Source organism: Desulfobotulus mexicanus (assembly GCF_006175995.1).
GTDB classification, from domain to species: domain Bacteria; phylum Desulfobacterota; class Desulfobacteria; order Desulfobacterales; family ASO4-4; genus Desulfobotulus; species Desulfobotulus mexicanus.
Genome location: NZ_VDMB01000001.1, coordinates 15419 through 35459 on the forward strand (window position 1 = coordinate 15419; position 20041 = coordinate 35459).

Here is a 20041-nt window from a genome sequence, read left to right on the forward strand (position 1 = left end):
TTTTATGCTTTTGGCTGACGAGGCTAAGTGTGGGGCCAGAGAAAGCGGGCTGCATTTTTTCCGCAGAGGTTCAGGATCTCTTCTGTGGAAAGGCCTGCTTCTTCCATGTCCCTGAAGTAGCGGGCAGGCGACAGGAGGGGCCAGTCTGAGCCGAAAAGGAGAGGATTTTCGGATCTCTTGAGTAAAAAGGAATAGGCGTCATTTTTATAGAGATAGGGAAAGGCTGCCGTGTCATAGGCAACAAGGTCTTTTTTTCCGTTGATTCCTTTTTTCATAAGATTGTAAAAGGGATATCCTCCGCCGCCGTGGGCAAGAATCATGCGGTTTTCGGGAAAACGGAGCAGGAGCTTTTCAATGCCTTCAAGGGAAATGGGAGCTTTTCCCGGATAGCTGTGGCCTATGGGATCGTTGGTGTGTATGAGGATGGGGGCCTGAAACTCTCTGCACAGCTCCATGATGGGGCTGAGTTTTTCCAGAAGATCTTTATCAAAATCCCTGTGATAGCATGCCAGCTCGCCGATGCCCAAGGCACCGGCCCGAAGGCAGCGTTCTGTTTCATCTGCGGCCCATGAATCTTCCGGGTTGACACAGCAGAGGGCAAGGATGCGACCCTCATATCTGCGGCTGGTTTCCATGAGAAAATTGTTGTGCTGCTTAAGGCGCTGTCTGCTGCGCCAGGGGAATCCGCAGGCAAGGGAGATCTGTATGGAGTTTGCATCCATGGATGCAAGGAGGGCCTCTGGACCCTGAATGCTGGATGCTGGATTTTCATACAGCAGGGCAAAGCTTTGGTCATCCAGAAACTCTTTGCGGTTTTTCTGAACTATTTCAGGAAAAATATGGGTGTGGCAGTCGATGCGCATGGATTTTTTCCGGGTTTTCTGATTAAAGGGTGCCGTTGGTAAGTGTTCGGGTACCGGATCTCAAGTATGACCTAAAGGGATTTTTATTTCCATGATCTTTAGGTGAGGCCGATCTGAGTCTAAAAAATTACAGGCAGTTCAGGAAAGAAAAAACAGGTATAGAAAATGAAGAGGGTCAGCTCAGAACGTCATATTGTACTGGTTCATCCGGAAATTCCATGGAATACGGGCTGTGTGGGCCGGACCTGTCTGGGAGTGGGGGCCACACTGCATCTGGTGGAGCCTTTGGGATTCTCCTTAGACGCAAAAGAGGTAAAGCGGGCGGGCCTTGATTACTGGCCAAGGGTTTCTTTAAAGGTGTGGCCTGATTTTGCCTCTTTTATGGATTTTATGAAACCCGCTGAGGAAGAACTTCTTTTCTTTACTAAAACCGCCAGCCGGACATTCAGGGAGATCACTCCTCTGGACCGGATGATTCTTGTGTTCGGTTCTGAATCCAAAGGACTTCCACCGGAAATTCTGGCTTCCTTTACGGGGCAGCATGTGCATATTCCCATCCATGACAGCATCCGTTCCCTGAATCTTTCCACGGCCGTTGGAATCGGTCTTTTTGAGAGTCTGAAGGGAAGGGATCCGGGGCATGGATGGTAGGGGAGGCAGTGTTTATATGAGAAAAAACGGCAGGAGAATTATGATAAGGGTTGGATGCTGGATGATTCTCGTTTTCTTCACGGGGTTTTCATGGGGGGCGCAGGCGCTGGCCCATCCCCATGTCTTTATGCAGACGGCCCTGGAGCTGGAGCTGGACGAAAAGGGTGTGCGGGGTATATGGCAGAGATGGGCCTTTGATGAATATTTCAGTGCCTGGGTCATCGAAGACTTTGATAAGAATAAGGATGGTGTCTTCTGTGAAAAGGAGCTGAAGATAGTTTATGAGGAAACTTTTCAGAATCTTGAAAACTTCGGTTTTTTTACGAGAATTCTGAAGGATGGCAGGATGATTCCTGTTAAAAAGATAGAGCATTTTTCAGTAGAGATAGAAGATGGTCATGCGGTTTATTCTTTTTTTATCCCCTTTGCCGTTTCTCCGGAAGAAGGAACTTCAAAATTTTATATAGCGGTTTATGACGAGTCTTTTTTCTGTCATCTTTTTTTCCCGCCGGAAAATGTGGGAATACGGGGAAGTGAGCATGGCTGGAAGGTGGTGTCCGCCCCTGAGGAGAGACCGGACCTTGCTTACTATTACGGATTCATGACGCCTGTGGCTCTTCGTTTTGAGGTGGAAAGGCAATGATGCGAAAAATCGGATGGCTTATTTTTGTGTTTTTGTTTCTGGCTTTGGCCGGAGAGGCCTTTGCCAATAGTCCCTTCCAGCGGTCTGCTCAGGCTGCACCTGCGGAAAAAGAATCTTCTTTCAAACCCGCAGACCTTCTGCCCTCATGGGTCCGTGATGCCGGTTCCAAAGCCATGGGCAGGATTCTTGTCTGGCAGGTTCAGCTTCGCCAGAAGGCAGGGGGCTATGCCCGCCAGATCCGTGAAAATCCATGGGGTAAGGCTTTTTGGTCCTATATGGGGCTGGCCTTTGCCTATGGGGTCGTCCATGCTCTGGGACCGGGGCATGGCAAGGTCTTTGTGAGTACATGGTTTTTAAGTCGGAAGGGCAGTCTGGCCCAGGCCATTACCATGGGAGGGCTCATGGGTTTTCTCCATGTATTTTCGGCTCTTGTGCTGGTTTTCATACTTTATTTTGTATTGAAGGCGGGGGGGCCGGGTGCCATGGACGGTGCAGGCTCACAGATACAAAAATTCAGTGCCGGGCTGATTGTGCTTGTGGGAATTTTTATGGTCTGGAAGTCCTTCCGCAGCATGGTTCACGGTCATGGTGAAGGGGATAATTGTTCCTGCTGTGCGCCTGCTTCAGACAGCCGGAGTTTTCTTTCCTTAAGTCTGGCTGTGGGCATGGTTCCCTGTCCTGGTGCGGCCCTCATACTCTTTTTTTCCATTTCTCTGGATATTCTGCTGGCAGGGGTCTTGGCCATGGTCTTTCTGGCGGCGGGTCTTTCCCTGACTACGATTACTTTTGGTGTGCTTTCCCTTTATGTAAGGAGGGCCTTTGCCACCATGGGTTCCGGTGTGCGGGTGAGGCCCCTGTGGTATCAGGTTCCGGTCCTTGTGGGGGCTTTGTGCATTACTGGGATGGGAGCCTTGCTTTTTTTCAGTCCTGTGTAGGGGGTATAGGGGCAGCCACGGGCTTTTTACGGACTGTCACGGGTTGTTGTCTGTTTTTGTTTGTCCTTGAAAGTCTTTGTATGTCTGTGTTTCTCTGGTCTGTGCCCTTAATGCCTTTAAGCTTTTTATCCATGGGAAAAACCATGGGTCGCCCATTCCGGAAGCCCTGTGATGTTCCCTTCGGATGCCCCAAGACAGGTACCGATGCGTGTGATGCCGGAAAGCTTTGTGCTCAGTTTTTCAGCTACGCTATCTTCAGCTGTGAAAAGAAGCTCATAGTCTTCTCCGCCTGTTAAGGCAAAGAAAAGGGGGGTTTTTCCGCAGCGGCTGGCGTAGCCAAGAAGATCCGGAGACAAGGGGATGTCGTCAGGATTAAGGGCAAGGGTGAGGCGAGATGCCTTTGCCAGATGCAGAGCATCACCTGCAAGGCCGTCGCTGATATCCATGAGGCAGCGGACGCCCGCATCCGAAAGAAGGGCTGCGGCATCGAAGCGGGCTTTTGGTTTGATAAAGCGGCGGATCAGGACTTCTGCACCTTTGCGGTTTTCGGAAAGAAGGGCATGGCAGCCAGCGGCGGCATCGCCTGAAAAGCCTGTCACATAAATCCCCTCCCTGGTTTTTGCAAGGGACCTGCGGGGAAAGATTTCTCCTCCTTCCCCTATCATAAAGAGATCCACGCACAGCACTTCCGCTTTACAGATATTACCACCGGCAATGCTCCCGCCCGTTTCTCCCAAGGCCTGAAGCATACCCTGCTGCAGGGCAAGGATATCCACTTCTCTTTCTCCGGGGGGCAGACCCAGATTTACAAAAAGTGCAACGGGCCTTGCAAAGGAGGCGGCAAGGTCGCTGGCAGTAGCCATGACGGCTCTGTAGCCCAGCTCTTCAAAGGACATCCAGTTTCTTAAAAAATGAACGCCTTCTCTCTGGGTGTCGGTGGATATGACTGGCCTTTGCAGGCAGGGCAGAAGGGCTGCATCATCTCCGGGGCCCACGGGTATGACGGGGTCTTTTTTGTCTGCTGTCAGTTTTCGGATAAGGTCAAATTCATTCCATGAGGCTTTTCCCGCAGATTTTACTTTTGTCCCACCAAATCGACTGTGCCAGCTGTCAAAGCGTTCAAGCTGATGGTCTCCGAAACGGGCCAGCTGACTTCGTATGATGGCAAGGGGTTTTTCCCTGCCAGCCTCCCCCGGATTTTTGGAGAAGAATTTATCAGCATAGCAGATGATTTCCTCTTCAAGGGAGACCGGCTGCATGTCCCGCTGGGGCAGGGGCAGCTTTTTTTTCAGAATCTCTTCCTTTGAAAGGCCCGTTCCCGTGTGGCGCTCACAGACCAGAGCGTGGCGGGGCAGGCCCTCTTTTTTCAGTATGTCGTGGCCGAGAAAGCCGTGGCAGATGTAGGCATCTTTCCCATGGCAGCCGATGCCCGGGGCATGGGTGAGGCCGATGCCGATATCATGGAGAAGGGCGGCTTCGGCAATAAAGTTGAGATCCGGCCCTTCTTCCATGATTTGCAAAGCCGCATCCAGTGCTTTGCGGGCCACCATGCGGGAGTGCTGCAAAAGAATCTCCCTTGCAGGGTGGCCTTCGGGATAATAATGATCCAGAATTGTCAGGATCTTTGGATTCATGCCTTGCCCTTTGCGTGGCTTCTGCGGAGCAGTTCCGCCTGAATGAAGCCGTCCAGAGAACCGTCCAGCACGGCCTGACTGTTGCCCGTTTCATGGTTGGTTCTGTGGTCCTTGATCATCTGGTAGGGATGGAGCACATAGGAGCGTATCTGGGAACCCCAGGCAATTTCTCCCTTGCTGTCATGCATTTCCTGCATTTTTTCATCCTGCTTTTGTTTTTCCAGCTGATACAGGCGGGACTGCAGAACCTTCATTGCCATTTCCCGGTTTCTGTGCTGGGATTTTTCCTGCTGGCAGGAGACCACAATGCCTGTGGGCAGATGGGTGATGCGGATGGCGGAGCTGGTCTTGTTCACATGCTGACCTCCTGCACCGGAAGCCCGGAATACATCCACCCGCAGATCCTTATCTTCGATGTCAATTTCGATTGCCTGATTCACCTCAGGATAAACAAAAACCGAGGCAAAGGAGGTCTGTCTTTTGCCGTTGGCGTTGAAGGGGGAAATGCGTACCAGTCTGTGGACTCCGGATTCGGTTTTGAGATAGCCAAAGGCAAATTCTCCGCTTACGGTGAAGGTTACACCTTTGATACCCGCCTCGTCTCCGGGCTGATAATCCACCATCTGCATGGAAAAACCCTTGCGCTCCACCCAGCGGCTGTACATGCGGAAGAGCATTTCCGCCCAGTCCTGGGCTTCCGTGCCTCCGGCACCGGCATTGATGGACATGATGGCTGTGGCGGAATCATCTTCTCCGTCCAGCATGAGCTTTAGGGAAAGATCACTAAGGCTTTCTTCCACCCCATCCATCTGAAGGGCCACATCTTTTACGGTTTCTTCATCCCCTTCTTCCACGGCCATTTCCAGAAGCATTTCCGCATCATCAATGGCTGTTTCGATTTTTTTATAGCTTTCCAGTTTGCCTGAAAGGAGGGTGCGTTCCTGAAGAACAGGCCTGGCGGCTTCGGGGTTGTCCCAGAAATCTTTGTTGGCTATTATGGATTCAATTTCACTTAAGCGGTAGCTGAGGTGTTCGAGGTCAAAGACACCCCTTTAACTGAAGGAGTTGGGCGCGCTGATCCTTTGTGCGCTGCTTCAGTTCTGCGGACATGGTATTCTCCTTAAAAAATTAAATGAAACCCCCTGCATGCAGGGGAAACGGAATTTTCTGAAAAAATCAGATTTTTTTTATTCTCAGGCAGATCTGCCCGCCGCTTTTTTATGAAGGGGCAGGGCTGATGCCATAAAATATAATACTATCACAAAGAGACAGGTCCATGCAAAAAAATCCCCGATCCGGGCATAGATGCTTTTTTCTTTGAAAAGGGGTGCCCGGACGTTGAGGATTTCTGTGGTATTCATGGCTGTTTTTTCCACTATGCGTCCAGTGGGCAGGATAAGGACACTGATGCCAGTGTTGGCACTACGTATGACGGCTCTTCGGAACTCAACGGCGCGGAACTGGCTGAAGGCGAGGTGCTGGGCAGGGCCGCCGGTGTTCCCGAACCATGCATCATTGGTCTGGACGGCAAGGAGTTCAGCCCCCTTTGCTACAGCTTCCCTTGCAATATAAGGAAACACGCTTTCAAAGCATATCAGGGGGGCGATAAACGTATCCTGAAAGGCAAGTACGGGCGGATGTATGCCGGAGGTGAATTCTCCTGCGGGAACAATGAACTGATCAAGAAATGGCAGATAGCGTTTCAGGGGGATGTATTCGCCAAAGGGTACCAGGTGGCGTTTGTCATAGCGTGCAAGAATATCTCCTTCGGGGCTGATGAGATAGCTGGTATTGAAGAAAAGATATTTCCCGCTGGAATCTGTTTCATAGACGGGTGAGCCGGTGAGGTGATATCCACCGGATTCCCTGATCTGGGAAAGAAATTGGCGGGTGGGAGCCATGTCCGTGAAGAGATAAAAGGGGGTGGCTGTTTCCGGCCAGAGGAAAAGGCGGTTTTCGCCTTCAGGGGCTTTTTTCATTAGTTTGTGGTAACGGTTCAGGGTTTCCTTTTGCAAGGAAGGGTCCCATTTCTGATCCGGTGGAAGGTTGCCCTGAAGGATGGAAACCTCAATGGCTGGAGCCAGGGCTATGGTTTTATCTATATCTTTGATGCGGAAATGTCCGTAAATTCCGAGTAAAAGCCAGAGGCAGAGGGGGATGATGAAATTTTCCCCTTTTTTTCCGGGAAAGGCCAGGGTCAGATTTACCATGACAATGGCAAAGGAAAGAAGATATGCTCCGCCTATGTCTGCTGACTGTATGAGAAGGGGGACATCGGCAAGGCCATGGCCCAGCTGTGCCCATGGAAAACCTGTAAAAAGATGACCCCGTATGAACTCAAGGGCTGTCCATGCAGCTGGGGCAAGGATAAGAATATTTTTTTTCTTCCGGTAAAGGTGGTGGACGAAAAGAAAGAAAAAGGCCGGATAAAGGGCCATGTAGGAAGCCAGAAGTCCGAGGGCTCCCAGGGCTGCAGGCCAGGGAAGGCCGCCGAAGGTTTGTACGGTGTAAGCCAGCCAGTGCAGTGTTGCTGAAAAGAAAAAAAACCCGAAGATGAATCCAAGGCGGAAAGCCCTGCCACCCTTGTCCATGGTGGCGGCGTTTCGTATGGGAAGGATGAGGGTGATAAAAAGGATGGGCCATAGTCCAAGGGGCGGGAAGGCGGCAAAGGTTGCTGTACCACAGAGGGCGGCTGTGGCCGAAGGTGGCAGGCTAAAGGGAGTATTTTCTCCGGTCAAAGGAGCAGATTCACATTGAGATTCCTTTAGCCCTGTGTTATGTTTTTTTTGTTTTGTCATTTAAGGCCCCTTATGAAATCCCGCCATTTTCAGGTATTCCCATTGTCGGAACCCCGGCATCTCTTTTTCTATAATACACGGAGTGCAGCCATGAGTCAGATTGTAAAGGAGCAGGATTGGACCACTGTCATTCCCGGCGTGGATATTGTTGCGTCCATGGCCAATGATTTTCGTACGGAACTTCAGAATCTTATTCAGGAAAGCAGCGGGGATATCCAGCTGGATCTTGCTGGTGTGGAAATGGTGGATTCTGTTGGTATCGGCGTTATTATTGCTACCCATAATTCCCTGAACCGCCAGGGGCGTAAGCTGAAGGTTGTCAATGTGGCCAAAGATATTTACAGTCTGTTCAGCACCATGCGTCTGGACCGGCATTTTTCCGTAGAATCCATCGGGTCCTGATCCTTAATATTTTTGAGATGGCGCTTGATTCAAAAAAGAAAACGCCCTGTCATGAGCAGGGCGTTTTTTTAGTTTTTCTGGTCGGGGCGAGAGGATTCGAACCTCCGACATCCTGCTCCCAAAGCAGGCGCGCTACCAGGCTGCGCTACACCCCGATAAAGAGAAAAAATGTTTAGCACGCTTCTTAGGATAGTGCAAGGGCTTCTTTTTTATTTTAGAGTTCTGATTTAATGGACCATGGAATCGATGAATCTGTCTATGCCATTTGCAATGGCTTCTGCCAGGGTATTCTGATTGTCGGGGTCTGCCAGCCAGAGGGCATCCCGGGGGGACCGAAGATTACCGGTTTCCACAAGAACGGCGGGCATGGTCAGTGGTTTCAGAAGGAAAAGGTCGGCTTCCATTATCCTTATTCTTTGGGGAAGATTTTTATTCTCCATGGTCTTTGCAAGGCTGTTTGCAAGTCTTATGCTTTGCTCCCTATGGAGCCTATGGCCTTCATCCCAGATGCCGGAATCCGTATGCTGGCTGATATGGGGAGGCAGGTGGATAATTCTTATGATGCCGGAGATCTGTGGTGCTGAGCCGTCGGTGTGAAGGCTGACAAAAAGATCGGCTTTTCCTCTGTTGGCTGCGGCTGTGCGCTGCACCGGATCCGGATTGTGATCACCTTCCCGGGTTAGGAGAATCCTGTTGTTGTCCCGGAGTTTTTTTGAAATTTTTTTTGCCAGCAGAAAGCAGATGCTCTTTTCCGTGCTGCCATCTGGTCCCTTTACCCCGGTATCATTGCCACCGTGTCCGGGGTCCAGCATGATGATGGCCTTTCTGTCCTGAAAGCCGGACGCTGTGCAGGCGCATGCCAGTGTGCTTGCCAGGATAAGGGAAAGAAAAAAAGCATATTTGTTTCGCATGTTTGTATGTCCGGTAACTGTATTGGTCTGTTAATGGGTTTTTTCTTGACACATATAGACGGCATGATTAAATTTAAAAGATTGCTTCGTGCTTTGTCCGATGAAATCGGTGTCGGCGGAGTACCCTGCAAAGAAAAGACTTTAAAGGAAAAGTTCGGGTTCCGTCAAGCAGGGCAGGGATACCATAAGGACACCAACAGGCAGAAAAGGGATGGTTTCTGTAATGTAAAAATCCTTAGAAACAATAAATGTTTTGGGTATTTTCTTTTTTTTTATGTTAAAGGCATTCCCGGTATTTATGGGCCTGTATGTCGGGACAGGTTCTGATAATTTGAAAAGAATGGATGTTTGGTTTGCTTACCATAGACCCCCCATGGGCTTTTAAGGTTTTTACGAAGAAAGGATCATCATGCAAGTTACGGTAGAAGATCTGAGCACGGTCAAGAAGGCCCTGCACATAGAGATTCCGGGTGAAACAGTGGCAAAGGCAGTGGATGCCGCATATCAGGATCTGAAAAAAACCGTGAAGATCAAGGGCTTCCGTCCCGGTAAAACACCACGTTCCGTTCTGGAACGCATTTATAAGAAGGATGTTCACGCAGATGTATCCCAGAAGCTTATTCAGGATGCCTTTGTGGATGCGGTCCGGAAGGAGAATCTTAATTTTATAGGAACGCCGGACATGAACCTGCCGGATCTTGAGGCCTTTGATGAGAAGGGACCCTTAAAGGTTGGGGTTACCCTTGAAGTACGTCCGGAGATAGGTGAGATTGATTTTAAGGGTATTCCCGTTAAAAAAACACTTCACGTTTTTAGTGAGGGTGACGTGGATACGCAGATTGAAATGCTGCGTAAGAATCTTGCCAGAAAGGTCCCCATTGCAGAGGAAAGGCCCGCACAGTCCGGAGATTTTATTCTTATGGATTATGAAGGCCTTGTGGAAGGACAGCCCTTTGACGGTACTCCAAAAACTGAAAATCATGCCTATCTGATTGGCAGGAATACCCTTTCTCCTGCCTTTGATGAAAATCTGGAAGGTATGAATATTGGGGAAACCCGTACCTTTGATGTCAGCTATGATGAGCAGTATGTCAATAAGGCCTTTGCAGGAAAGACCATCTCCTTTACGGTGACTCTGAAGGGTATCCATGAAGAGATTCTTCCGGAGCTGGATGCAGATTTTGCAAAAAATTTCGGGGATTTTGAAAGTGTTGAAGATATCCGGATCAAAATCCGTGACAACCTTCAGCAGGGTTATGCCAAACGCATTGAGCAGGAAGTGAATGAACAGATTTTTTCTGCCCTCATCGAAAAAACCAGTTTTGAGGTTCCCGATGTCATGGTAAACTATGAGCTGGAAGGTATTCTGGAAGAGGCGGAGCGGGCATTTTCCGCCAATGGAGTTACCTTTGAGCAGCTGGGGCAGACCAGAGAAATGCTGGCGGAAGAATACCGTGGCCTTGCGGAAAAGCAGGTACGCCGCCATCTGATTCTGGGAAGCATCATTAACCAGGAAAAACTGGATCTGGATGCAGACGAGATCATTGCCGGCTTTGAAGAGCTGGCCAGAAATTTCAATCAGCCCGTGGACCTTATCAAGGGCTTTTATGAAAGCAATCCTGAAAAGCTTGAATTTTTCAGGCACACCATGCTTGAAAAAAAGGCGATTCAGCTTATTTTGGATAACAGTTTGATTGAAGAGGTCTCTCCGGAAGCCGCTGAAGATGTGGAAAATACGGAAGACCAGACTGTCTGAAGCCTGATGCGTTGTCTGTGTGGAAGGTTTTCCTTCCGGACCGTAAATGCAGATGTCGGGCCAAACAAGGAGAAAAAGGGAGGTTCGTCGTGCCGCTGATTCCCATGGTTGTGGAACAAAGCAGCAGAGGCGAGAGGGCATACGATATTTATTCGCGGCTTCTCAAGGATAGAATTGTTTTTCTTGGTTCCCCGGTAAATGACGAGATTGCCAATCTCATTGTGGCCCAGTTGCTGTTTCTGGAGTCCGAAGATCCTGAAAAGGAAATTAATTTTTACATCAACTCTCCCGGAGGCGTGGTAACGGCCGGTATGGCCATTTACGACACCATGCAGTACATCAAGCCGGATGTGGTGACCGTATGTATCGGTCAGGCCGCCAGTATGGGAGCTTTGCTCCTGGCTGCAGGGGCTGATGGCAAGCGTTATGCACTGCCCCATTCCCGTATTATGATTCATCAGCCCCTGGGTGGTGCCCAGGGACAGGCATCGGATATTCAGATTCAGGCCCGGGAAATCTTAAGGATCAAAGATACCCTGAATCATATCCTTGCAAGGCATACCAAGCGGGATCTGGCATCCATAGAAGCGGATACGGATCGGGATCATTTTATGAGTGGTGAGGAAGCAAAGGCCTACGGTATTGTCGATCATGTGGTGGCAAGCCGGGATGACCTTGCGGCCATTATTGAGAAAACGGAGGGCTAAATGACGGATAACGGCGAGACCGGAGACAAGCTTTTCTGCTCGTTCTGCGGCAAGAGCCAGAAGGATGTCCGGAAGCTCATCGCAGGTCCTGCGGTCTATATCTGTGACGAATGTATCCAGCTTTGCAGCGAGATCATAGAGGAGGAAGGAGACAAGTCTCCGGAGGCCCCTGAGCATCTGCTGACACCCAAGGAAGTGAAAAAGAAGCTGGATGACTACGTGATTGAGCAGGATGCGGCCAAAAAAACCCTCGCAGTTGCGGTAAGAAATCATTACCGCAGGCTTGAGTCTGCTGCCAGTATGGATGTCCATGATGATGTGGAAATTCAGAAAAGCAACATCCTTCTCATTGGCCCCACGGGCAGTGGTAAAACCCTTCTGGCTCAGACCCTGGCCCGCTTTCTGGATGTCCCCTTTACCATAGCGGACGCCACCACCCTTACGGAAGCCGGTTATGTGGGAGAAGATGTGGAGAATATCATCCTCTCCCTTCTGCAAAATGCCGACTATGATGTGGAGCGGGCCCAGCGTGGCATTGTCTATATAGATGAAATAGACAAGATTGCATCCCGGGGCGACAATCCTTCCATTACCAGAGATGTTTCCGGGGAAGGTGTGCAGCAGGCCCTTTTGAAGATTATTGAGGGAACCACGGCCAGTGTGCCGCCCAAGGGTGGTCGTAAGCACCCACAGCAGGATTTCGTGAAGGTTGATACTTCCAAGATTCTTTTCATCTGCGGGGGAACCTTTACGGGGCTGGACAAGATTGTGCAGCGCAGGATCGGTCAGAAAGCCATGGGCTTTGGTGCTAAGGTTACCAAGCCCGGTGACAAGTCAGCTTCTGAACTGCTGCACCTTGCAGAGGCAGGAGATCTTGTGAAGTTTGGTCTGATTCCGGAATTCCTCGGGCGTCTGCCGGTGATTGCTATCCTTGAGGAGTTGAAGGAAGACGCTCTGGTAAAAATTCTGAAGGAACCTAAGAATGCTCTGGTTAAGCAGTTCCAGAAGCTTTTTGCCTTTGAAGGCGTGAGTCTGCGCTTTACGGATGGTGCTCTGGAGGCCGTTGCCAAAGAAGCGGTGCGCAGAAAATCCGGTGCAAGGGGCTTGAGGGCCATCCTTGAGAATATCATGCTGGATATCATGTACGAGATTCCATCCCTGGAAAACGTTAAGGAATGTGTAATCAGTGAAGAAGTTGTGCTGAATAAGGAAGAGCCCATTCTTTTGTATGCGCAGTCCAAGCAGCAGGCATAGATTCGATAATATCAGTAAAGGGTTTTGGGTCGCAGGGCTTTTTATTAGACTGTGGCCTGAGCCCTTTTTTAATATCTGCGTGGTCAATTATTTATATTCCGGGAGAGATGCTTTTTTCCGGATGTTTCTAATCCGAGGATGACACTATGGCGGTATTGACGCTTCCCCTGATTCCCCTCCGGGATATGGTTCTTTTTCCCCACATGGTTGCGCCCCTTTTTGTCGGGCGTAAAAAATCCATCCGTGCTCTTACTGCGGCCATGGAGCAGGAGAGGCGGGTTTTTCTTATAACCCAGACCGAGGCCGATGTGGATGATCCGGAAGAAAAGGATCTGGCAGAAATAGGTTGTGTGGGACGGGTTTTGCAGCTTCTTAGGTTGCCCGATGGAACGGTGAAAGCCCTGGTGGAAGGGGAAGGCCGGGCCCGTATGCTTGTCTGTGATGAAAGCAGGGAGGATTATGGCCGTGCTGAGGTAGAGCCTTTCATGGAAACCGGTGTGCAGCCATCCGAGGCCCAGGCACTTATGCGGGCTATTATGGAAAGTTACAGGGAATACGCAAATCTGAATAGAAAAACTTCTGCAGAAACCCTGGATGCCATTGCGGCGATTCAGGATCCTGCTCACCTCAGTGATGCCGTGTCTGCCCAGTTCTCATTTAAGATTGCCGATAAGCAGCAGCTCCTTGAAACGGAAGATCTTGTGGAAAGGATGCTGCTTCTGGTGAATCTGATCCGTACAGAAGCTGAAATTTTCTCAATGGATCAGAAGATCCGTACCCGTGTGAAGCGGCAGATGGAGAAAAACCAGAGACATTATTACCTCAATGAGCAGATCCGGGCCATCCGTAAGGAGATGGGGGATGCCGAAGATATTCTTGAGGAAATAGCGGATTTTGAAAGGCGGCTTGAAGAAAAACAGCCCCCTGAAGAAGCCGTTGCCAGGGTTCGGTCAGAAATTCGTAAGCTGAAGATGATGCCCCCCATGTCAGCGGAAGCGACGGTGGTGCGCAATTATGTGGACTGGATTCTGGCTCTGCCGTGGAACGAGATTTCTGAGCTTTCCTCGGATCTTGATGCCGCGGAAGGGGTACTGGATAAGGATCACTATGGTCTTGAAAAGCCCAAGGAGCGCATCCTGGAATATCTGGCAGTACAGACTCTGGTTCAGAAGATCAAGGGACCCATTCTCTGTCTGGTGGGGCCTCCGGGTGTGGGTAAGACCTCTCTGGCCAGAAGTGTTGCCAGGGCCACAGGCCGCAAATATGTGCGTCTTTCCCTGGGTGGGGTCCGGGATGAGGCGGAAATACGGGGGCACAGGCGTACCTATATCGGTGCCATGCCCGGTAAGATTATTCAGAGTCTGAAAAAGGTGGGTACCAGAAACCCGGTTTTCTGTCTGGATGAGGTGGACAAGATGAGTATGGATTTCAGGGGAGATCCTTCGGCTGCTCTTCTGGAGGTGCTGGATCCGGAACAGAATGCCACCTTCAGTGATCACTATCTGGATCTGGATTGTGATCTTTCTGAAATTCTTTTCATTACCACGGCCAATACCCTGCACAATATCCCCCTGCCTCTGCAGGACCGTATGGAGATCATACGCATTCCCGGTTACACGGAGATAGAAAAGTACAATATTGCGATTGAACATTTGATTCCCAAGCAGGTTTCACAGCATGGCCTTGAGCTTTCCCAGATACATTTTACCAGAAATGCCCTTTATCATATTATCCGTTACCATACCCGGGAGGCTGGGGTAAGGAATCTCGAAAGGCAACTGGCGGCTGTCTGCCGTAAGGTGGCCAGGGATCTGGTCCGGGAGAGGGGGAAGGCGCCTTTTTCCATTGATGTGGCTGCGGTGCGTAAATATCTGGGAGTGGATCAGTACCGTTTCGGTTCTGTGGAAAAGGAAAATCTGGTGGGCACGGTCACAGGACTGGCCTGGACTCAGGTGGGCGGAGAGCTTCTTACCATTGAGACGGTATTAATGCCGGGCAAGGGTGAGGTTACCGTGACGGGTAAGCTTGGGGATGTGATGAAGGAGTCCGCCAGGGCAGCGATGAGTTATGTGCGGTTCAGGAGTGAATCTTTTGGTATTGATCCTGATTTCTATAAGGAAAAGGATCTGCATATTCATTTTCCCGAAGGTGCCATTCCCAAGGATGGCCCCAGTGCAGGTATTGCCATCTGCACGGCACTGGTTTCTTCCCTTACGGGTCGGCCAGTGGACAGGAACGTGGCCATGACCGGAGAAATCACTTTGCGGGGCAGGGCGCTGCCCATTGGCGGCTTGAGGGAGAAGGTGCTGGCTGCCCACAGGGGAGGGATTGTGCGGGTTCTGTACCCTGCGGAAAATGAAAAGGATATCAAAGAGATACCTGCTTCTGTTTTGAAGAAGGTCCGCATGATAGCGGTCAGTCATATGGATGAGGTGCTGGAGCTGGCCCTCCTTCCGGCGGAGCAGCAGAAAAAAAGTAAGAAGAAAAAATAAAAACGTGTTTTTTTGCTTGACGGAAAAAACACATGCTGGTAGATAGATCTCGCTTTTGTGATGGAAAGCTTGTCACAAAATGGGCGAATAGCTCAGCTGGGAGAGCAACGGCCTTACAAGCCGTAGGTCACAGGTTCGATCCCTGTTTCGCCCACCACCTCAAGGGGGTGTAGTTCAGTTGGTTAGAACGCCGGCCTGTCACGCCGGAGGTCGCGGGTTCGAGTCCCGTCGCTCCCGCCAACAAAAAATAAGGACTTACGGGTTGATCCTGTAGGTCCTTTTTTTGTTGTTGGAGTAGTTTTTGCTTAATACGCTTGTTCAGCTGTTTTTTTGTTTGAAAAGGAGCTATTTTTGATCCCTGCTCAAAAACCTTTTATTATCCCCCTTTTTCTGCCCCATGCCGGATGTCGCCACCATTGTATTTTCTGTAACCAGAATACTCTGCACCCGAAAAGCGGGAAAAAAAATATTTCCACGCTGCGTAATGAGATGGATCGCTGGCTGGCATTTCCCAGGGATCTTCAGCGGCCTGTGGAGCTGGCATTTTTTGGGGGAAGCTTTCTGGGACTTCCGGAAAAGGATATAAATGCCTGTATTGAGCTGGTTAAAGATATTCCCGATGCAGGCTTAAGGTTTTCCACCCGCCCGGATACGGTAAGCAGGGCATCCCTTGAGCTGCTCAGCGCATCGGGTCTTTTCATGACTGCGGAGTTAGGGATTCAGTCTTTGGATGAAAGGGTACTGCGCCTTTCTGCCAGAGGGCATGGCGTGGATGAGGTTGTGGAGGCATTTAAGGAGCTGAGGCAGGCCGGGATAAGTGTGGGGGCTCAGATGATGACAGGTCTTCCTGGAGCCTCTGGGTCTTCGGATCTGGATACGGCGGAAAGGCTTGTTTCTCTGGGGCCGGATTTTGCTCGAGTGGCGCCGACTCTGGTGTTGAAGGGCAGTGGGCTGGAAAAGCTTTTTGTAAGAGGAAAGTACAGACCCATGGAATTTTCTGAGGCTGTGGAACGGACGGCGGCCTATGTGAATATTCTGGAAAAGGGAGGGGTTCCTGTACTGCGCATCGGTCTTCAGACGGATGCACATCTGGAGGAGAGCCTGCTGACCGGTCCCCATCATCCTTCCATGGGGGAGTGGGTGCGGGGTAGGATTCTTGGTGATGAGGTTCTGGAGGCCTTCGGTCGCATGGAAGGAAACCATATAAAAAAGTCTTTGCGTATAAGGGTTTCTCTGAACTTGCGCAGCCGTATGCAGGGCATGGGAAAAAGCAATTTCCTGCGCTTTGAGCGGGCATTTTTTCCGGCCCCCTTTTCCATTGTCACGGAAAAAGATCAGGAGCCGGATTTCTGGGTCATTGAATACGCATAAGGCTGATTTTTAAAGGCCCTGTTTGAAAAAATCCTTTTCATCTTCAATCTGCCCGGACCTTGGTGAAAAATCTACAGGTTCATGGCCTTTCTGGAAATATTCAAAGGTGGTGGATTTGGATTCTGCAATGGGCAGCAGCCCGGTTTCCGCATCTATATTAACGGTGACAATGCCAGGAGGTGGGGGCGGGAAGCTTTTTGGACTCTGGTTTTTATGGATGCTTTCCATGAAATCAACCCATATGGGGGCTGCCGCCCTGGAGCCGGTTTCCCCTTCACCCAGTACACCATCCTCATCCATTCCTACCCAGACCCCTGTTATGTAAGCTGGAGAGTAGCCAACAAACCATGCGTCCTGAAGATTGTTGGTGGAGCCGGTTTTGGCAGCAACGGGCCAGCCTTTCTGAATCATCGTCCTGGCACGCCATCCCGTACCGTTGGTTACTGCGCTTTCCAGCAGGCTGGTCATCAGAAAGGCTGTTTCATCGGAAATAACCTTTTCGCTGAACGGGCGGTTTTTTTCCAGAAGTTTGTTGTTTCTGTCCCTGATTTCCGTAACAAAGATGGGATCCGAAAGTCTCCCCTGATTGGCAAAGACAGCGTAAGCATTGACAGTTTCCAGCAGAGTATGTCCGGAGGATCCAAGGGCAATGGAAAGATCCCGGTTAATGGGTGAGGTGAGTCCCAGTTTCCGGACATAGCTCAGGGCATAATCTATGCCGATATCCTGCAGCACCTTGATGGTAATGACGTTTCTGGATTTGTTGAGAGCTTCCCTTAGCATGGTGGGACCATAAAAGGTGTCCTGATAGTTTTTGGGTTTCCAGGTGAAATCCCTTTCTCGATCTCTGAAAACAAAGGCCGTATCCATAATTATGGATGCCGGGGTGTATCCTTTATCCAGTGCTGCAGCGTAGACAAAGGGCTTGAAAGCCGACCCCACCTGTCTTCTGGACTGTATGGCCCTGTTGAACTGGCTGGCTCTGAAATCTCTGCCACCCATTATGGCCCTGACTTTGCCATTGCCAACTTCCATGCAGAGGAGGGCTGCCTGGGCCTTGGGGATTTGTTCCAGGCGCAGCTCCCAGAGATTGTTTTCCTGTTTTTTTACTAGCCGGACCAGAATTTCATCCCCTGTTTTCAGGGCCTGACCGGGGCGCTGGAGGCGGGTATTGTAATAGGCTGTTTCAGGGTCAGGCCTGCGGGCCCAGCGCATGGAGGATAGAGGGATTTCCCCTGTGTGTTTTCCAAAACGTACCATGGTTTTTCCGTTCTGGTTGTCTACATTCACAACGATGCCATGGGTTACTGTATCCGGATCGGGGTTTTCAAGGTTTTCTCCGATGGAAGCTACTGCCGCTTCAATGCCCGTGATTCCGACATGGCGCAGGGGGCCGCGGAAGCCCTGTCGTTTGTCCAGATCATTGAGGCCTTTGTGAATGGCTTTTTCCGCATTTCTCTGAATGGAAAGATCCAGTGCCGTATGAATCTGAAGCCCGTCTTCGTAGAGGGCTTTTTCTCCATATCGGTTCAGTACATATTGGCGGACATGTTCCGTATAATAGGGGGCCATTTCAATATAGATATTCTGGCGGGGGTGGATTTCCAGTTTTTCCTGCCGGGCTTTTTCTGCCTCCTCCTGTGATATTACTTCATCGTGAACCATGCGGGAAAGAACATAGAGCTGGCGTTCCCTTGCCCGTTCCGGGTGACGGAAGGGGGAGTAACGGCTGGGAGCCTGGGGAAGGCCTGCCAGTATGCTGGCCTGGGCCAGGGAAAGGTCCTTTGCGGATATGCCGAAATAGTTCTGGGCAGCAGCTTCAACGCCGTAGGCTCCGTGGCCCAGAAAAATCTGGTTCAGGTAAAGATGAAGGATGGCTTCTTTTTCCAGGGATGCTTCAATTCTGTAGGCAAGGATGGCCTCACGGATTTTTCTGGCATAGCTCCGTTCCGGAGTAAGGAAGAAATTTTTAGCCACCTGTTGGGTGATGGTGCTGCCGCCCTGTGTGATGTTCTTTGCCTGAATACCTTTGACCAGTGCTCTGGTAATGGCCATGGGGTCAATGCCCCTGTGTTCAAAAAAACGGGAATCTTCCGCAGACAGAAAAGCCTGCACCAGCAACTCCGACATTTCTTCGAGGGGAATGACAATGCGCCTTTCCCTGAAAAATTCAGCAACAACGGTGCCGTCCTGGGCATAGACTGTGGAAATTGCTGGAGGACTATAGGCCTTTAGGCTGGCTACGGATGGCAGGCCCTTGGAAAAATAGAGATAAACAGATACAAGGACGGCAGAGGCTCCGAAAATAAGAAAAAGCAGACCGAAGAAAAACAATTTTATAATTTTTTTGAAAAGACTTTTGGGAGCCGGGTTTTTGGTTTTGGGGGAAGGGGATGTCATTTTTTACTCTCTATATATGGATGCCTGAAGATTCCCTGTCAGGGATTTGTATCCTCTGATGTCTGTTTTCGTAGCAGATTCAGCCTGCGGGGGCAAGATAAGCTTCCTGAAATGCCGGAGGGTTTGACAGTTTTGGCAAAGGCAGCGTAGATAAAGCCTGAAAAAAATGAAGAAGTTCTTTTACTTGTCATATTATGCATGGGTTCGGGAGGGAAATTGTGATAGATTTTGAAAAATGCGGGGGGCTTATCCCTGTAATTGCACAGGATGTGAACTCAGGGGATGTGCTGATGCTGGCCTACATGAATGTGGAGGCTCTGGAACAGACCCTTAAAACGGGTAAAGCTACGTATTACAGTCGTTCCAGAAAAGCTCTCTGGGTAAAAGGGGAGACTTCCGGTAATGAGCAGGAAGTGAGGGAAGTGCTTCTGGACTGTGATGGGGATACTCTGCTTTTGCGTGTGGTTCAAAGGGGTGGCGCTGCCTGTCATACGGGTCATGCTTCCTGTTTTCATCGGCGGGTGGCAGAGGATGGCAGTCTGGAGACCGTGGGTGTTCCCCTTTTTGATCCTAAAGATGTTTATGGAAAATAATAAAGTGTAAGGAAGGTCCATGCATATAAAGTCAGCAGAATTTATTACCAGTGCTGTTAAGTCCTCCCAGTACCCGCCGCCGGATTTGCCGGAAGTTGCCTTTGTTGGCCGGTCTAATGTGGGAAAATCCTCCATGATCAATTGTCTGGTTCAGCGCAAGAGTCTTGTTAAAACCAGTCAGACACCGGGAAAAACCCAGCTGGTGAATTTTTTTCTGGTTAACGGGTGCATGCGCTTTGTGGATCTTCCCGGCTACGGGTATGCAAAGGTTCCAAAATCTGTACAGCAGCAGTGGGGACCTATGATTGAAACCTATATTTCTCAGCGACCCAATCTTTGCGGGCTTTTTCTTCTTATGGATATCCGCAGGGATGCCAGAGAGGAAGAAGGACAAATCCTGCAATGGCTGATGGAAAAAAAGCTTCCTGTGCGTCTGGTTCTGACCAAGGCGGATAAGTTCAGCCGGTCTGCAGCCCAGAACCGCTTTAAAATACTGCTGGAGCAGACAGGGCTGGAAAAGGATGATCTGCTGCTTTTTTCATCTGTTACCCGTCAGGGCCGGGATGAGGTCTGGAGCCTTGTGTCATCCATGACAGGAATTTATGATACTTCGGTGTAATGTAAAAAGTTT

Annotated in this window: 17 protein-coding genes and 3 tRNA genes; 13 read left to right on the forward strand and 7 right to left on the reverse strand. The window is 50.2% G+C overall.

What is annotated here, in order from left to right; translation table 11 throughout:
• Positions 1–23: 23 nt before the first annotated feature.
• Positions 24–863 (reverse strand): amidohydrolase family protein, encoded by an 840-nt coding sequence (locus FIM25_RS00075; RefSeq protein ID WP_139444904.1) that lies wholly within the window; start codon positions 861–863, stop codon positions 24–26.
• Positions 864–1028: 165 nt separating this feature from the next.
• Between FIM25_RS00075 and FIM25_RS00080 the strand changes: the two genes are divergently transcribed.
• Genes FIM25_RS00080 through FIM25_RS00090 form a run of 3 tightly spaced genes read left to right on the forward strand, consistent with a single transcriptional unit; the run spans position 1029 to position 3092 of the window.
• Positions 1029–1514 carry a tRNA (cytidine(34)-2'-O)-methyltransferase gene (locus tag FIM25_RS00080; RefSeq protein WP_139444907.1) on the forward strand — a complete coding sequence of 162 codons (486 nt, stop codon included), beginning with the start codon at positions 1029–1031 and terminating at the stop codon, positions 1512–1514.
• 40 nt (positions 1515–1554) lie between these two features.
• Positions 1555–2157 carry a DUF1007 family protein gene (locus tag FIM25_RS00085; RefSeq protein WP_179953054.1) on the forward strand — a complete coding sequence of 201 codons (603 nt, stop codon included), beginning with the start codon at positions 1555–1557 and terminating at the stop codon, positions 2155–2157.
• Positions 2154–3092, forward strand: coding sequence for a nickel/cobalt transporter (locus tag FIM25_RS00090; protein ID WP_139444910.1), 939 nt, complete (start codon positions 2154–2156; stop codon positions 3090–3092). Before FIM25_RS00085 ends, FIM25_RS00090 begins: the two co-directional genes overlap by 4 nt.
• A 125-nt stretch (positions 3093–3217) precedes the next feature.
• Here the strand turns inward: FIM25_RS00090 and thiL are convergent, their stop codons facing one another.
• The 3 genes from thiL to lnt all read right to left on the reverse strand — a co-directional run bounded on the left by thiL (position 3218) and on the right by lnt (position 7524).
• The gene (thiL, locus tag FIM25_RS00095) at positions 3218–4726 is read right to left on the reverse strand and encodes a thiamine-phosphate kinase (protein ID WP_139444912.1); all 1509 of its coding nucleotides are present in this window, start codon (positions 4724–4726) and stop codon (positions 3218–3220) included.
• Positions 4723–5836, reverse strand: a protein-coding gene (prfB, locus tag FIM25_RS00100; protein WP_179953055.1) for a peptide chain release factor 2 whose coding sequence is annotated in 2 segments (ribosomal slippage) — positions 4723–5778 and positions 5780–5836 — 1113 coding nt in all. Because the reading frame shifts where the segments join, the coding sequence is not laid out codon by codon here. Before prfB ends, thiL begins: the two co-directional genes overlap by 4 nt.
• An 83-nt stretch (positions 5837–5919) precedes the next feature.
• Positions 5920–7524: an apolipoprotein N-acyltransferase gene (gene lnt / locus FIM25_RS00105; protein WP_139444915.1), complete on the reverse strand. Its 1605-nt coding sequence runs from the start codon at positions 7522–7524 to the stop codon at positions 5920–5922.
• Positions 7525–7614: 90 nt separating this feature from the next.
• On the opposite strand from lnt, the gene FIM25_RS00110 reads away from it, so the two are divergent.
• Positions 7615–7926 carry an STAS domain-containing protein gene (locus tag FIM25_RS00110; RefSeq protein WP_139444916.1) on the forward strand — a complete coding sequence of 104 codons (312 nt, stop codon included), beginning with the start codon at positions 7615–7617 and terminating at the stop codon, positions 7924–7926.
• A gap of 78 nt (positions 7927–8004) precedes the next feature.
• On the opposite strand, the gene FIM25_RS00115 is transcribed toward FIM25_RS00110, so the two are convergent.
• Together FIM25_RS00115 and FIM25_RS00120 are read right to left on the reverse strand one after the other, a co-directional pair.
• Positions 8005–8081: transfer RNA gene (locus FIM25_RS00115), tRNA-Pro, on the reverse strand.
• 72 nt (positions 8082–8153) lie between these two features.
• The gene (locus tag FIM25_RS00120; protein WP_139444918.1) at positions 8154–8837 is read right to left on the reverse strand and encodes an N-acetylmuramoyl-L-alanine amidase family protein; all 684 of its coding nucleotides are present in this window, start codon (positions 8835–8837) and stop codon (positions 8154–8156) included.
• Positions 8838–9246: 409 nt separating this feature from the next.
• Between FIM25_RS00120 and tig the strand changes: the two genes are divergently transcribed.
• The 7 genes from tig to FIM25_RS00155 all read left to right on the forward strand — a co-directional run bounded on the left by tig (position 9247) and on the right by FIM25_RS00155 (position 16417).
• A complete protein-coding gene (gene tig, locus FIM25_RS00125) occupies positions 9247–10593 on the forward strand; it encodes a trigger factor (RefSeq protein ID WP_139444920.1) in 1347 nt (448 codons plus the stop codon).
• 89 nt (positions 10594–10682) lie between these two features.
• Positions 10683–11300 carry an ATP-dependent Clp endopeptidase proteolytic subunit ClpP gene (gene clpP / locus FIM25_RS00130; RefSeq protein ID WP_425456367.1) on the forward strand — a complete coding sequence of 206 codons (618 nt, stop codon included), beginning with the start codon at positions 10683–10685 and terminating at the stop codon, positions 11298–11300.
• Entirely contained in the window at positions 11301–12554 is a 1254-nt protein-coding gene (gene clpX, locus FIM25_RS00135; protein ID WP_139444922.1) for an ATP-dependent Clp protease ATP-binding subunit ClpX, read from the forward strand.
• A gap of 146 nt (positions 12555–12700) precedes the next feature.
• Positions 12701–15046: an endopeptidase La gene (lon, locus tag FIM25_RS00140; RefSeq protein ID WP_139444923.1), complete on the forward strand. Its 2346-nt coding sequence runs from the start codon at positions 12701–12703 to the stop codon at positions 15044–15046.
• Between the two features lie 81 nt (positions 15047–15127).
• Positions 15128–15203 (forward strand) — tRNA-Val (locus FIM25_RS00145).
• A gap of 6 nt (positions 15204–15209) precedes the next feature.
• Positions 15210–15286 (forward strand) — tRNA-Asp (locus FIM25_RS00150).
• 111 nt (positions 15287–15397) lie between these two features.
• Positions 15398–16417 carry an elongator complex protein 3 gene (locus tag FIM25_RS00155; RefSeq protein ID WP_179953056.1) on the forward strand — a complete coding sequence of 340 codons (1020 nt, stop codon included), beginning with the start codon at positions 15398–15400 and terminating at the stop codon, positions 16415–16417.
• Between the two features lie 9 nt (positions 16418–16426).
• Here FIM25_RS00155 and FIM25_RS00160 read toward each other — a convergent pair whose 3' ends face one another.
• Positions 16427–18817: a penicillin-binding protein 1A gene (locus FIM25_RS00160; RefSeq protein WP_139444927.1), complete on the reverse strand. Its 2391-nt coding sequence runs from the start codon at positions 18815–18817 to the stop codon at positions 16427–16429.
• A 218-nt stretch (positions 18818–19035) separates the two neighbouring features.
• On the opposite strand from FIM25_RS00160, the gene hisI reads away from it, so the two are divergent.
• Both hisI and yihA read left to right on the forward strand, forming a co-directional pair.
• Positions 19036–19410, forward strand: coding sequence for a phosphoribosyl-AMP cyclohydrolase (gene hisI / locus FIM25_RS00165; protein WP_425456368.1), 375 nt, complete (start codon positions 19036–19038; stop codon positions 19408–19410).
• A gap of 19 nt (positions 19411–19429) precedes the next feature.
• The gene (gene yihA, locus FIM25_RS00170; RefSeq protein ID WP_139444930.1) at positions 19430–20029 is read left to right on the forward strand and encodes a ribosome biogenesis GTP-binding protein YihA/YsxC; all 600 of its coding nucleotides are present in this window, start codon (positions 19430–19432) and stop codon (positions 20027–20029) included.
• The last annotated feature ends 12 nt before the right edge of the window (positions 20030–20041 follow it).

Excerpts from the sequence above, each read along its gene's own strand:
- FIM25_RS00160 (WP_139444927.1), bottom strand. The coding sequence starts at position 18,817 with ATGACATCCCCTTCCCCCAAAACCAAAAACCCGGCTCCCAAAAGTCTT.
- FIM25_RS00075 (WP_139444904.1), bottom strand. The coding sequence starts at position 863 with ATGCGCATCGACTGCCACACCCATATTTTTCCTGAAATAGTTCAGAAA.
- lon (WP_139444923.1), top strand. The coding sequence starts at position 12,701 with ATGGCGGTATTGACGCTTCCCCTGATTCCCCTCCGGGATATGGTTCTT.
- FIM25_RS00120 (WP_139444918.1), bottom strand. The coding sequence starts at position 8,837 with ATGCGAAACAAATATGCTTTTTTTCTTTCCCTTATCCTGGCAAGCACA.
- FIM25_RS00080 (WP_139444907.1), top strand. The coding sequence starts at position 1,029 with ATGAAGAGGGTCAGCTCAGAACGTCATATTGTACTGGTTCATCCGGAA.
- thiL (WP_139444912.1), bottom strand. The coding sequence starts at position 4,726 with ATGAATCCAAAGATCCTGACAATTCTGGATCATTATTATCCCGAAGGC.
- FIM25_RS00110 (WP_139444916.1), top strand. The coding sequence starts at position 7,615 with ATGAGTCAGATTGTAAAGGAGCAGGATTGGACCACTGTCATTCCCGGC.
- clpX (WP_139444922.1), top strand. The coding sequence starts at position 11,301 with ATGACGGATAACGGCGAGACCGGAGACAAGCTTTTCTGCTCGTTCTGC.
- lnt (WP_139444915.1), bottom strand. The coding sequence starts at position 7,524 with ATGACAAAACAAAAAAAACATAACACAGGGCTAAAGGAATCTCAATGT.
- tig (WP_139444920.1), top strand. The coding sequence starts at position 9,247 with ATGCAAGTTACGGTAGAAGATCTGAGCACGGTCAAGAAGGCCCTGCAC.
- yihA (WP_139444930.1), top strand. The coding sequence starts at position 19,430 with ATGCATATAAAGTCAGCAGAATTTATTACCAGTGCTGTTAAGTCCTCC.
- FIM25_RS00090 (WP_139444910.1), top strand. The coding sequence starts at position 2,154 with ATGATGCGAAAAATCGGATGGCTTATTTTTGTGTTTTTGTTTCTGGCT.
- FIM25_RS00085 (WP_179953054.1), top strand. The coding sequence starts at position 1,555 with ATGATAAGGGTTGGATGCTGGATGATTCTCGTTTTCTTCACGGGGTTT.